This is a genomic window from Shewanella donghaensis, assembly GCF_007567505.1.
GTDB lineage: Bacteria > Pseudomonadota > Gammaproteobacteria > Enterobacterales > Shewanellaceae > Shewanella > Shewanella donghaensis.
Genome location: NZ_CP041783.1, coordinates 406,537 through 419,013 on the forward strand (window position 1 = coordinate 406,537; position 12,477 = coordinate 419,013).

At 39.3% G+C, this 12,477-nt stretch carries 12 protein-coding genes and 1 pseudogene; 8 read left to right on the forward strand and 5 right to left on the reverse strand.

What is annotated here, in order from left to right:
- Positions 1 to 246: 246 nt before the first annotated feature.
- Positions 247 to 2,472, forward strand: coding sequence for an NADP-dependent isocitrate dehydrogenase (locus FPK91_RS01700; RefSeq protein WP_144207095.1), 2,226 nt, complete (start codon positions 247 to 249; stop codon positions 2,470 to 2,472).
- Positions 2,473 to 2,909: 437 nt separating this feature from the next.
- On the opposite strand, the gene cspD is transcribed toward FPK91_RS01700, so the two are convergent.
- Entirely contained in the window at positions 2,910 to 3,116 is a 207-nt protein-coding gene (gene cspD / locus FPK91_RS01705; RefSeq protein WP_144207099.1) for a cold shock domain-containing protein CspD, read from the reverse strand.
- 194 nt (positions 3,117 to 3,310) lie between these two features.
- Between cspD and clpS the strand changes: the two genes are divergently transcribed.
- Together clpS and clpA are read left to right on the forward strand one after the other, a co-directional pair.
- A complete protein-coding gene (gene clpS, locus FPK91_RS01710; protein WP_144207102.1) occupies positions 3,311 to 3,619 on the forward strand; it encodes an ATP-dependent Clp protease adapter ClpS in 309 nt (102 codons plus the stop codon).
- 57 nt (positions 3,620 to 3,676) lie between these two features.
- The gene (clpA, locus tag FPK91_RS01715) at positions 3,677 to 5,935 is read left to right on the forward strand and encodes an ATP-dependent Clp protease ATP-binding subunit ClpA (protein ID WP_144207105.1); all 2,259 of its coding nucleotides are present in this window, start codon (positions 3,677 to 3,679) and stop codon (positions 5,933 to 5,935) included.
- 172 nt (positions 5,936 to 6,107) lie between these two features.
- On the opposite strand, the gene infA is transcribed toward clpA, so the two are convergent.
- From infA to aat, 3 genes are all read right to left on the reverse strand, one after another.
- Positions 6,108 to 6,326: a translation initiation factor IF-1 gene (gene infA, locus FPK91_RS01720; protein WP_011496276.1), complete on the reverse strand. Its 219-nt coding sequence runs from the start codon at positions 6,324 to 6,326 to the stop codon at positions 6,108 to 6,110.
- Between the two features lie 85 nt (positions 6,327 to 6,411).
- The gene (locus FPK91_RS01725) at positions 6,412 to 7,125 is read right to left on the reverse strand and encodes an arginyltransferase (protein ID WP_144207108.1); all 714 of its coding nucleotides are present in this window, start codon (positions 7,123 to 7,125) and stop codon (positions 6,412 to 6,414) included.
- Positions 7,115 to 7,822 (reverse strand): leucyl/phenylalanyl-tRNA--protein transferase, encoded by a 708-nt coding sequence (gene aat, locus FPK91_RS01730; RefSeq protein WP_144207110.1) that lies wholly within the window; start codon positions 7,820 to 7,822, stop codon positions 7,115 to 7,117. Before aat ends, FPK91_RS01725 begins: the two co-directional genes overlap by 11 nt.
- Positions 7,823 to 7,932: 110 nt before the next feature.
- Here aat and FPK91_RS01735 point away from each other — a divergent pair, with 110 nt between their 5' ends.
- Positions 7,933 to 8,364, forward strand: a complete 432-nt coding sequence (locus FPK91_RS01735) for an outer membrane lipoprotein (RefSeq protein WP_227006739.1) — start codon at positions 7,933 to 7,935, stop codon at positions 8,362 to 8,364.
- A 115-nt stretch (positions 8,365 to 8,479) separates the two neighbouring features.
- Here FPK91_RS01735 and FPK91_RS01740 read toward each other — a convergent pair whose 3' ends face one another.
- Positions 8,480 to 8,860, reverse strand: coding sequence for a hypothetical protein (locus FPK91_RS01740; protein WP_144207116.1), 381 nt, complete (start codon positions 8,858 to 8,860; stop codon positions 8,480 to 8,482).
- Positions 8,861 to 9,056: 196 nt separating this feature from the next.
- Here FPK91_RS01740 and FPK91_RS01745 point away from each other — a divergent pair, with 196 nt between their 5' ends.
- The 4 genes and pseudogenes from FPK91_RS01745 to FPK91_RS01760 all read left to right on the forward strand — a co-directional run bounded on the left by FPK91_RS01745 (position 9,057) and on the right by FPK91_RS01760 (position 12,363).
- The gene (locus FPK91_RS01745; RefSeq protein ID WP_144207118.1) at positions 9,057 to 9,824 is read left to right on the forward strand and encodes a Nif3-like dinuclear metal center hexameric protein; all 768 of its coding nucleotides are present in this window, start codon (positions 9,057 to 9,059) and stop codon (positions 9,822 to 9,824) included.
- 49 nt (positions 9,825 to 9,873) lie between these two features.
- Positions 9,874 to 10,062: a Nif3-like dinuclear metal center hexameric protein gene (locus FPK91_RS01750; RefSeq protein ID WP_405127353.1), complete on the forward strand. Its 189-nt coding sequence runs from the start codon at positions 9,874 to 9,876 to the stop codon at positions 10,060 to 10,062.
- A gap of 23 nt (positions 10,063 to 10,085) precedes the next feature.
- Positions 10,086 to 10,286 (forward strand): annotated as a pseudogene (locus FPK91_RS01755) (Nif3-like dinuclear metal center hexameric protein); the annotation flags it as partial.
- A gap of 79 nt (positions 10,287 to 10,365) precedes the next feature.
- Positions 10,366 to 12,363, forward strand: a complete 1,998-nt coding sequence (locus FPK91_RS01760) for a monovalent cation:proton antiporter-2 (CPA2) family protein (RefSeq protein WP_144207127.1) — start codon at positions 10,366 to 10,368, stop codon at positions 12,361 to 12,363.
- Positions 12,364 to 12,477 lie beyond the last annotated feature (114 nt).

A 12,477-nucleotide genomic window follows, 5' to 3' on the forward strand; every position in this document is an offset into this window, starting at 1 on the left:
ATAGTTTACTCGGCATTAGGCCTAAGTGGAATTTGAATCTTGCAGATAATGGTCTATGATGTTTGCCTTAAAAATGTGATCTGTGCCCGTTTTTTTTGACTAGCAGTCAGCATTTATTTTTCAGATTTCATATGGATTTGTGCCGAGTAAAATGTACCTCAGCAAAAGATTGAGGATGTTTTAGGTAGATACTTATTACAATAATAATTTAAAAAAACTATTTATTTCAATAATGTAGGAAAAAGCATGAAAGATAACTCTCCAACAATCATTTATACAGAAACTGATGAAGCACCAGCACTAGCAACGCTTTCATTACTCCCTATCATTCGCACATTTACTAATGCTGCAGGAGTGAAGGTTGAAACTAGAGATATATCTTTATCTGGCCGTATTATTGCTAATTTCCCTGAAAAGTTAACAGCAGAGCAAAAAATTGCAGATGCATTAACCGAATTAGGTGCAATGGCAAATACTCCTGAAGCTAATATCATTAAATTACCGAATATCAGTGCATCAGTTCCACAATTAAAAGCTTGTATCGCTGAATTACAAGCGAAAGGCTACGATATTCCCAATTACCCAGATGAGCCATCAACCGATGCTGATCGTGATGTGCAATCTCGTTATGACAAAATCAAAGGTAGTGCAGTAAACCCTGTACTTCGTGAAGGTAACTCAGATCGTCGCGCGCCAACATCTGTAAAAAACTACGCTAAGAAAAATCCACATTCTATGGGCAAGTGGGCCAGTGATTCAGCTTCACATGTTGCTCATATGAATGAAGGTGATTTTTACGGAAGCGAACAGTCAGTAACACTCGCTGCTGCTGACAAAGTTGATATCGTGCTAACCCAAACTGATGGCCAAACAGTATCACTGAAAAGTGGTTTATCATTACTGGCTGGCGAAGTTATCGATACCGCAGTTATGAGCAATAAAGCGCTTGTGGCATTTTATGAGCGTGAAATTGAAGCGGCTAAATCTGAAGATGTACTTCTTTCATTGCATTTAAAAGCAACGATGATGAAAGTGTCAGATCCAATTTTGTTCGGTCATGCTGTAAAAGTCTTCTTTAAAGAGGTTTTTGCTAAGCATCAAGCACTTTTCAATGAGCTAGGTGTCGATGTGAATAATGGCTTTGGTGATGTGTACGCAAAAATTGCAACATTACCAGAAGCCCAGCGCGCTGAAATCGAAGCTGATATCGCTGCTGTTTACGCAAAACGTCCAGCATTAGCTATGGTTGATTCAGATAAAGGTATCACTAACTTACACGTACCAAGTGATATTATTATTGATGCTTCAATGCCTGCTGCTATTCGTTCTTCAGGTAAAATGTGGGGTCCTGATGGACAACTACAAGACACCAAAGCCATGATCCCGGATCGTTGTTATGCAGGCGTTTACCAAGAAACCATTTCATTTTGTAAAGCTAATGGTGCATTTAACCCAACCACAATGGGTAGCGTACCAAACGTAGGTTTGATGGCTCAAAAAGCGGAAGAATACGGTAGCCATGATAAAACATTTGAAATTGCTCAAGCAGGTGTTGTTAATGTCATTAACTGTGCTGGTGCAGTTTTGATGACGCATAACGTTGAAACTGGCGATATTTTCAGAATGTGCCAAGTGAAAGATGCGCCAATCCGTGATTGGGTTAAGTTAGCGGTTAGACGTTCTCGTTTGAGTGGCACTCCAGCTATTTTTTGGTTAGATAGTCAACGTGCTCATGATGCTCAACTTATCACTAAAGTAGAAGCTTATCTTAAAGATCATGATACTGACGGATTAGACTTACAAATCCTTGCACCAGTTGAAGCGACACGCGTGACACTTGATCGTGTTAAAGATGGTTTAGATACTATTTCTGTTACTGGTAACGTGCTACGTGATTACTTAACTGACTTATTCCCAATTCTTGAATTGGGTACGAGTGCTAAAATGCTGTCAATCGTACCGTTAATGAATGGTGGTGGCTTATTTGAAACAGGCGCTGGTGGTAGTGCACCTAAGCATGTTCAACAAGTTGAGAAAGAAGGGCATTTACGTTGGGATTCACTGGGTGAATTCTTAGCTTTAGCGGCTTCCTTAGAGCATTTGAGCCAAACAGCTAATAATCCTAAAGCGCAAGTACTTGCTGATACATTAGATATCGCTATCGGTCAGTTCCTTGATAGCAACAAGTCTCCTTCACGTCGTGTGGGTGAACTTGATAACCGTGGTAGCCATTTCTATCTTGCAATGTATTGGGCACAAGCTGTATCAGCGCAAACTGCAGATACTGAGTTAGCGGGTCAATTTGCTGAATTAGCAGAATCACTGACATCTAACGAAGCAGCAATTGTTGCTGAGTTAAATGCCGCTCAAGGTCCAGCAATTGATTTAGGCGGTTACTTCCGTTTAGATGCAGCTAAAGCTGAAGCAGCGATGCGTCCAAGTCCGCTACTTAATAAGTTCATCACTCAGTAATTCATTATTGTTTGGTTAACGAAATAGAGCACTTTTAAGTCTTTTATAAAAAGTGTTTTAATAGAAAAGCAGAGATGATATCTCTGCTTTTTTTATGCTTGCTAAATTAACAAGCCTCAAGACATTGAGTTTCAGATGATAGAGTTGAGCGGTAATCGCTAAGGTTTGTATGAATATTAAGCATACGAATTTTTATTTACCGATAAATTAAAATATAAATTAGCAAAGATTAAACTTTTAACTATTTTGTTTTATAGTTCATTTAAGATATAAACAGTGATAGAACCGAAGCAGGTATAATGATTGTTCAATTGAGGTTTGTTGTTAGATAGACATAATTGAACCTGACTATTTTAAGTTATATAGCGAAGATTTTTAACAATAAAAAAAGGCAGAGACTTTGTCTCTACCTTTTTGATTTGTTTCACCGACTGAGTTTACTTCGTTGGTGAAATGGCTGAAGCATGCATCCCTTTAGGGCCTTGCTCAGTTTGAAAATCTACTGGTTGGCCCGCTTTTAGCGTTCTGTAGCCTTCCATTTCGATTGTTGAATAATGCGCAAATACATCTTCGCCACCCTGATCTGGGCAAATAAACCCGAATCCTTTGGCGTTGTTGAACCATTTAACAGTTCCGCTTGCCATACTTCCACTTCCTTCTGTTGTTTACTTACCAGTAAGATAGTAAAACTTATTTAACAGCGGTCTAAGTTTGCCGCCTCCGAACAGAATGAAATTTGTACGAAAAGATGTCAAGTAAAAATTAACAAAATGACAACATTTAATTAATTTATTAATATCAATTGGTCTTGTACCAAACTAGAGGCTAGTATTAACACATGGGTAGATTAGGCAGCGTAGAGCACACAGAAGAACGTGTTGAATCGGAGCTACAACCACCTTCAATGTATAAAGTCGTGTTAAATAACGATGATTACACTCCGATGGACTTTGTGATAGAAGTGTTACAACGCTTTTTTAATAAGGATGAACCACAAGCCACTGACATCATGATGGCTATCCATCACCAAGGTAAGGGAATCTGCGGTGTTTTTTCATTTGGAATAGCGGAAACCAAAGTTTTACAAGTAAATCAGTTTGCAAGAGAAAACCAACATCCGTTACTGTGTACATTAGAAGCCGCGTAGTGAATTCATTTTTCGCAACCGGCAACTCTGCAGTTTTTGAGTATTTTAGGGGGTGCTATGCTAAACAAAGATCTTGAAGTCACCTTGAACCTAGCTTTTCAACAAGCTAGAGATTCACGTCATGAATATATGACCGTAGAACATTTATTATTAGCATTAATCAACAATCCGTCGGCTAAAGAAGCATTGATAGCTTGTGGTGCAGATCTAACTCGTTTGCACGAGGAAGTATCAAATTTCATTCAACAGACAACCCCATTAATCGCTGAAAATACAGAAGAACGTGAAACTCAGCCAACTCTAGGGTTTCAACGTGTACTTCAGCGAGCAGTATTTCATGTTCAATCATCTGGCCGAAACGAAGTCACTGGTGCCAACGTTTTAGTTGCTATTTTCAGTGAACAAGAATCCCAAGCCGTTTATTTATTGCGTCGTTGTGAAATCACTCGATTGGATGTGGTTAATTACATCTCACACGGTTTACCAAAAGATGACAGCAATGAAGAGATAAACAATCCAGAGGCAAGTGAAGAGGGTTCTGAAGCACCTGAAGATAGAAGTTTATTATCTCAATTTGCTGCTGATCTTAATCAATTGTCTAAAGATGGTGTTATCGATCCATTGATTGGTCGTGATGATGAAGTCGAACGCGCAATTCAAACCTTATGTCGACGCCGTAAAAATAACCCATTGCTCGTTGGAGAAGCGGGTGTGGGTAAAACGGCCATTGCTGAAGGCTTAGCGTATCGAATCGTTAACAAGCAAGTACCTGAAGTCATCAAAGATGCAACAGTGTATTCATTAGACTTAGGCTCGTTATTAGCGGGTACCAAATATCGCGGTGACTTCGAGAAACGCTTCAAAGGTTTATTGAAAGAACTGGCAAAGAATGAACATGCCATTTTGTTCATTGATGAAATTCATACCATTATCGGCGCAGGCGCTGCTTCTGGTGGCGTGATGGATGCGTCAAACTTATTAAAACCATTGCTGTCAAACGGATCACTTCGTTGTATGGGCTCGACGACGTTCCAGGAATATCAAAGCATTTTTGAGAAAGACAGAGCATTGGCTCGCCGTTTCCAAAAGATTGATGTTAATGAACCTTCAGTTGCAGAAACCACCAAGATTTTATTGGGCTTGAAGTCTAAATACGAAGAGCATCATGGTGTTCGTTACACACAAGCTGCAATTAGTTCTGCAGCAAGTTTGTCAGCCAAACACATTAACGACAGACATCTTCCAGACAAAGCGATTGATGTGATTGACGAAGCGGGCGCGAGAATGGTGATGTTACCCGCGAGCAAACGTAAGAAAACCATCGGTCAGCCAGAAATTGAAGCGATTATTGCAAAAATTGCAAGAATTCCTGAGAAGTCCGTATCGTCCACTGACAAAGACTTACTTAAGAATCTTGAACGTAACCTTAAGATGCTAGTGTTTGGCCAAGACAAAGCGATAGAGGGCCTTAGTTCGGCTATTCGATTGTCTCGAAGTGGATTAGGTGCAGAGAAAAGACCCGTTGGTAGTTTCTTGTTTGCAGGTCCTACTGGTGTTGGTAAAACAGAAGTCACTAACCAACTTGCTGCTTGTTTAAACATGAAGTTGATTCGGTTTGATATGTCTGAGTATATGGAAAGACATACAGTTTCACGTCTAATTGGTTCTCCACCAGGTTATGTTGGTTATGAACAAGGCGGGTTACTGACTGATGCAGTCATTAAGAATCCACACTGTGTTGTGCTTTTAGATGAAATTGAAAAAGCGCATCCTGATGTTTATAACTTACTTCTACAGGTTATGGATCACGGTACATTAACCGACAGTAATGGTCGCAAAGCTGATTTTAGAAATGTGACTTTAGTGATGACCACCAATGCGGGTGTCCAAGAGTCTATTCGTAGTTCTATAGGGTTTAAACAGCAAGACAGCAGTTTAAACGCTATGACTGAAATCAATAAAGTGTTTACGCCGGAGTTTCGAAATCGTCTAGATTCGATTATTTGGTTTAATCATCTTGATTTGACCGTCATCGCGAAAGTGGTTGATAAGTTCTTAATCGAGCTACAAGCACAGTTAGACGAAAAGCGAGTCATGCTTGAAGTGACTGACGAAGCCCGTACATTACTTGCTGAGAAAGGCTACGACAAGAACATGGGGGCTCGTCCTATGAGTCGAGTTGTCACAGAATTGATTAAGCGTCCATTGGCCGATGAAATATTGTTCGGCAAGCTTGAAGCTGGTGGTAATGCGAAGGTTGATGTGAAGGACAATGAGATTGTGATTACTTGTGAATGTGAAGAGAAAGTCTCATAAAATCTTCTAAATAATATGTCACAAATAGAAATGGCTATCTGTATTCAGATAGCCATTTTTTTTCGTTAACCGCTAACTACTATTACTTAAGAAAAATGAGCAATATTCGCTATGATCGTTAGCCAATAAAAAACCCGACATCAAAGCCGGGTTTTTAATAGATGAGGCAGGACTAACGTGCGCGGAAGACGATACGACCTTTACTTAAATCGTAAGGAGTCAACTGAACCGTGACTTTATCACCCGTTAAAATACGGATGTAGTTTTTGCGCATCTTGCCAGAAATGTGTGCTATCACTACATGACCATTTTCAAGTTCTACGCGGAACATTGTATTTGGCAAGGTCTCAAGGATAGTGCCCTGCATTTCAATGTTGTCTTCTTTCGCCATTAATTGGTTACCTTTATGCCTTCAAATATAAAAAAAATTCGCCGTATCATGCCGTAAAATGGGCTTGCTGTAAAGGAATGAAACACTAAAGCATAGGTTCTTTTACAATATGTTGCCAACCTTCAGCGGTTAGGATTTGATAAGGACGATATAAACGCTTGTAATTCATTTTTCGATTCTCATCAATTTGATAGCCTAAATAAAGAAATTGCTTATCTAATTGCTGAGCCAGTTGGCATTGTAACAGAATCATGTATGCCCCTAATGAACGTTTTGCATAGTCAGGATCAAAGTAACTGTATATGGCAGAAAGAGAGTTGTTCATCAAGTCAGTGACAGCCACACCAACAAGTTTTTTTTGGTCATACACTTCAATATAAGTTTTCGGTAACCAACTGCACATCAGGAAATCATTAAATTGGATTTCGTTAGGCGGATACATTGGACCATCTGAATGTCGCCCTGTAATGTATTTATCATAAAGCTGATAATGCTCAGCGGTGGTTTCGTGAGTCACTTTCCAGGTTAAGTCTTGGTTATTTTTTAAGGTTCTTTTTTGTCTCTTAGAAATAATAAATTCTGGCACTATCACTCGAATCGATTGGCAAGCTTGGCAACTTGGACATTTAGGCTTGTAAATAGAGTTACCGTTGCGTCTAAATCCCATGCCAAGTAATTGCTCAAACAAATTAGCATCAAGCTGAGACTCTTGGATTATTAATAATTGCTCAGTTAGCCCTTCAATGTAACTGCAATCGAAAGGGTGACTAATTCCTACACTGATACTTCTAGAACTCAAAACGAACCTCTTGTGTTAACCAAGTTTTATCATCAATGGCTTGATTACGTAATTGTTTTAGTTGCGATAAAAAATCGTATCTCGGTAGTTCAATCGCACCGAGGTTTTCAAGGTGGGGATTCATGATCTGAGCATCTATTAACTTGAATTCATGTTTGACTAAATGTTGATTCAACACTGCGAAAGCCACTTTTGAGGCGTTGGTTTTTGTATGGAACATTGATTCACCACAAAATACACTGCCTACCGCGATACCATATAAACCGCCGACGAGTTCATCCTTGTCCCAAACTTCAATTGAATGTGCTTTTCCTAATTGATGCAGCTGAATATAAGCTTGCTGAATATCACTGGAAATCCAAGTGCCTTGTTGGGTTTTTCTCGGGGCAGAGCATGCGAGGATGACATCAGTGAAAGCCTGATTGATGGTAAAGCGCCATGAACATTTTTTCATGAACTTGTGCGTACTCTTACTGAGCGCATAAGTTTTAGGTGTAAATGTTGCTCTAGGATCCGGTGACCACCATAAAATGGGGTCATCTTCGTTAAACCAAGGGAATATTCCTTGATAGTAAGCTTCTACCAAGCGCTGCGGCGTCAAGTCACCACCAACAGCAAGCAACCCATTAGGATCTGTTAATGCTTGCTTAGGATCGGGGAAGTGAGGCAAATGATTTAAATAAGACAGTGAGTTCACAATTAAGTATATTATTGAATAGACCTTATGCATACGTTAGCGGAATTTTGTCTATGTTGAAACTCACAAACTATCCTCAAGCACTTTTAAGTGCGATTTTATTACTCTTTATGTCAGTATCTCCTTCTGCGAGTGCTGCATATGAAAGAAATCAAGCTGTCCCCGTTGAAAAAGTCATCTATGGGCAAGTGGAATCGATTAAGCATGTTACTCAAACTCAGTTAGTTGAAGACCGAAATGTAGGTTGGAAAACCTTTGGTGGAGCATTAGTTGGTGGGGTAATAGGTCATCAATTTGGCGGCGGTTCCGGTCAAGATGTTGCAACTGTTTTAGGTGCACTATTAGGTGGCGCAGCGGCTAATCAATACGGTAATTCTACAAGAACACTAGAATACAAAATCATTGAGATGATGATTAATCTTGATGATGGTAATCAAGTTATGGTTATTCAAGATGAGGATCCTGGAATGCCATTTATTGCAGGAGACGAAGTAAGAGTGGTTTATCTTAAAGGTTATGTTCGAGTCGACATTGCTATGTAGTCATTTAATAAACTAGATCAGTTTATTATCAAGGTTGATATAGAAATATGCCATTTCGAAAGTGAGAAACAAAAAAGGAGCCCATGGCTCCTTTTTAGTTTCAAGCTGATAAAAATTAGAATCCGCGAGGTAAAGTGCTTTTACCTGCATTTGCTAATTTTTCACGCCATAATTCTTTCGGTGTTTTACCACCCGATTTAGACGCTACAGAAACTTTAGCTTTTGCCACTGATTTTTTAGTGACTTCTTTCTTTGCAACTGCTTTTTTAGCTATAGATTTAACCGCAGGTTTTTCAGCTGCAGGTTCAACTTTAGAGGCAGTTTTACCTTGGGTTAATTCAAGGTGCATTTGTTCAAGATCGCTAAAGCGTAAAGACTTGCCGCCATCAATTTTGTACCAGCTGCCTTTTTGCACTATTTCTACAGTTTGTGAAGTTTGCTTTTCAAGCGCAGCTTTAAGTTCTGCGATAAGCGCGTCTTTAGTCAAGTTTGACATATTGAGACCTATTTTTCTTTTATGAATAGTTTATATAATGTTTTCAACATCCCTTAGGCTAATTTTAGTGGTTAAAGTACCTAAAAGTCCAATTTATGTAAAAATAGCTTAGCAAATAGTCAATCTTAACAAGGGTTTTTCAATAAGTATTGGACTGCGTTACACTGTTACTATTAATAATTTTAAGGTTAGTTTTATGCCATTAACGTCTGTATCTCGCCAACAACTTTCCAAATATCTGAATGATTTTCTTAATGTTAATCAATTTAAGGATTATGCGCCCAATGGCTTACAAGTGGAGGGTACTGATAGCATCAAAACAATTGTTACAGGCGTTACAGCCTGCCAAGACTTAATTGACCAAGCTGCAGCCTTAAACGCAGATGCTATTTTAGTTCATCATGGCTTCTTTTGGAAAAATGAACCCGAAGTGCTTACAGGAATGAAATACAAACGTATAAAGTCATTAATGACCCACGATATGAACTTATTCGGCTATCATTTACCTTTAGACGCGCACCAAACTCTTGGGAATAATGCTGAATTAGCTAAAGAATTAGGCATTGTCGATGTTGAAGTGAGTGCGGATATTCCGCAAAACTTATTGTGGCAAGGTAAGTTTCCTCAGCCTTTAACTGTTGAGCAAGTTACAGCGTTATTGGCAGATAAACTGAATCGTATTCCGCTACATATTGGGCAAAAAAATGACGTTATTTCTTCATTAGCATGGTGTACTGGTGGGGCGCAGGATTATATTGATCATGCTGCAACATTGGGTGTTGATGCTTTTATCAGTGGTGAAGTATCTGAAAGAACCTTTCATTGCGCAATGGAACAAAATATTCATTATTTTGCTGCGGGTCACCATGCAACTGAACAGTTTGGTATTAAAGCATTAGGTGAGCATTTAGCAAAAGAGTTTGGTTTGCAGCATCACTTTATTGATATTGTAAATCCTGTTTAATTTTAAAAAGTCGTCTTTATCATGCTACAAAGTTGGTGTTGATGCGCTTATTAATAGTGAAGTTTCTGAAAGCACTTTTCATTGCGCGATGGAACAAAATATTCATTATTTTGCCGCGGGTCATCATGCAACTGAACCATTTGATATTAAAGCATTTGGTAATAAGGCATTAGGCGAACATTTAGCAAAAGAGTTCGGTTTGCAGCATCACTTTATTGATATTGTTAACCCTGATTAATTTTAAAAAGTCGTCTTTATCATGCTGCAACGTTAGGTGTTGATGCGCTTATTAATAGTGAAGTTTCTGAAAGCACTTTTCATTGCGCGATGGAACAAAATATTCATTATTTTGCCGCGGGTCATCATGCAACTGAACAGGTTTGTATTAAGGCATTAGGCGAACATTTAGCAAAAGAGTTTGGTTTGCAGCATCACTTTATTGATATTGTTAACCCTGTTTAATGCTTCATTAAGGCCATTAAGCCATTGTAGACACAGTCTTTTAAGCCAATATAGATAGAACAGTTAAAGGAATATCGTTATGACAGAGTATTTTTTACAGGCTTTTATCTATCTATCAGCAGCAGTAATAGCAGTGCCAATAGCACAACGCCTTGGCCTAGGATCAGTACTTGGTTATTTAATTGCTGGAGTCGTTATTGGACCGATTGTTGGTCTGGTCGGCAGCGAAACTAATACCATCCAGCATTTTGCTGAATTTGGTGTGGTCATGATGTTGTTTCTCGTGGGTTTAGAACTCGAACCGAAAATGCTTTGGACAATGCGTAATCGACTTATCGGTATGGGCGGCTTACAAGTCGGACTTTCGGTTGGTGGTGTCATGGCTATTGCTATGATGTTTGATTTTCAATGGTCTATAGCATTAACAATCGGGCTGATATTTTCACTTTCTTCTACTGCAATTGTTTTACAAACGCTAAGCGAAAAAGGGCTAAACAAAACCCCTGCCGGTAAAAATGCCTTTGCTGTGCTGCTCTTTCAAGATATTGCCGTTATTCCTATGTTGGCATTGATCCCATTACTGGCTTTACCTGAATTAGTGGCGGTGACGCAAAGTGCTGTTGCTGATGCCGCAGAACATCATGAAGAACTGTCGCTTGTCGCTGAGTTATCTGGCGGCGTTTATGCTTTAGTTTTAGTCTTGTCTATTTCGTTAGTGGTGTTTGGTGGACATTATCTGAGTAGGCCAATCTTTAGGTTTGTAGCGGACTCTGGGGTCAGAGAGATATCAACGGCAGCGGCGTTATTGCTGGTAATTGGAATTGCGGCGCTAATGAGCTTAGTTGGCCTTTCGCCAGCGCTGGGTACCTTTTTAGCCGGGGTAGTATTAGCCAATAGTGAATTTAAACATGAATTAGAAACCAATATTGGCCCATTTAAGGGGTTATTGCTTGGACTATTTTTTATTACGGTCGGTGCCGGTATTGATTTTAATATTCTATGGGAACATTTAGGCATTATTTTAGCCATTACCTTCGGAGTTATGTTCTTAAAGGCGACCGTACTGTTTTTACTGTCCTTTATATTTAGAATTACTGGTAGTGATAGATGGTTATATACATTAAGCCTCGCACAAGCGGGTGAGTTCGGGTTTGTATTACTGAGCTTTAGCCAACAGAATGATGTATTGCCTATTCATATTGCGCAGCCATTGTCTATTGTTGTCGCGCTGTCGATGTTTTTAACCCCCGGTTTATTTATCTTCTATGAAAAGTTCATCGTGCCAAAATATCAAAAGACCTCAAATGCTCGGGAACATGATGTTGTTGATGAACAAGGCGTGGTGATTATTGCGGGTATTGGTCGATTTGGCCAAGTCGTTAATCGTTTATTACTGTCTAATGGAGTAAAAACGGTGGTGCTAGATCGTCAGGCGTCTCAAGTGGATACCTTAAGGAAAATCAATACCAAGGCTTTTTATGGTGATGCAACCCGAGTTGATTTATTAGAAACGGCAGGTATTGCCAATGCCTCGGCTTTTGTTATTGCTATTGATGATCAGCACAACAGTATTGAATTGGTAAAACTGTTAAAGCATAAGTATCCGAAGCTTAAAGTCATAAGTCGAGCCTTTGACCGAGGTCATGCGCATTTATTACGAGAAGCAGGGGCTGACTATGTGGAGTCTGAGACATTCCATTCGGCATTAAAAGTTGGCGCAGCCTCTATGAGAGCGATGGGTTTTTCAGATGAATTGGTTAGCCAGCAAAAGGTGACCTACCAAAGAGTTGAAAAAGAAGCGGCGGATGTACTTTATCAAGAATGGTTAAAGCGATCTGAGGGTGAACGCTATGGTAATGATTTTATCAGTCTGTTTATGCTATATGAAGAACGCTTAAAGCAAGCAATAGAAGCTGATACTGAAGCTTATAATAGTAAAAATTTCGCTAAAGAAGCACCGTGTGATAATCCTGATGGTTGTCACGAAGAAGACAATAATAGTAAAAATTTCGCTAAAGAAGCACCTTGTGATAATCCTGATGGTTGTCACGAAGAAGACAATAAGAGTCATACTTAGTCGGGGCTTTACTATTAGCCAGCAGCCAATTAGCGAATGACTAGCTAGATAATAAGTAAGCAGTTAAACCCAATAAAAAAGGCCGTCAATTGACGGCCTTTTCTTATAACTTTA

What these genes read in the sequence shown, in the direction of transcription:
- FPK91_RS01700 (WP_144207095.1), top strand. Translation starts at nt 247, where the DNA reads ATGAAAGATAACTCTCCAACAATCATTTATACAGAAACTGATGAAGCA.
- cspD (WP_144207099.1), bottom strand. Translation starts at nt 3,116, where the DNA reads ATGGCAAGCGGAACTGTTAAATGGTTCAACAACGCCAAAGGATTCGGG.
- clpS (WP_144207102.1), top strand. Translation starts at nt 3,311, where the DNA reads ATGGGTAGATTAGGCAGCGTAGAGCACACAGAAGAACGTGTTGAATCG.
- clpA (WP_144207105.1), top strand. Translation starts at nt 3,677, where the DNA reads ATGCTAAACAAAGATCTTGAAGTCACCTTGAACCTAGCTTTTCAACAA.
- infA (WP_011496276.1), bottom strand. Translation starts at nt 6,326, where the DNA reads ATGGCGAAAGAAGACAACATTGAAATGCAGGGCACTATCCTTGAGACC.
- FPK91_RS01735 (WP_227006739.1), top strand. Translation starts at nt 7,933, where the DNA reads ATGTCAGTATCTCCTTCTGCGAGTGCTGCATATGAAAGAAATCAAGCT.
- FPK91_RS01740 (WP_144207116.1), bottom strand. Translation starts at nt 8,860, where the DNA reads ATGTCAAACTTGACTAAAGACGCGCTTATCGCAGAACTTAAAGCTGCG.
- FPK91_RS01745 (WP_144207118.1), top strand. Translation starts at nt 9,057, where the DNA reads ATGCCATTAACGTCTGTATCTCGCCAACAACTTTCCAAATATCTGAAT.
- FPK91_RS01760 (WP_144207127.1), top strand. Translation starts at nt 10,366, where the DNA reads ATGACAGAGTATTTTTTACAGGCTTTTATCTATCTATCAGCAGCAGTA.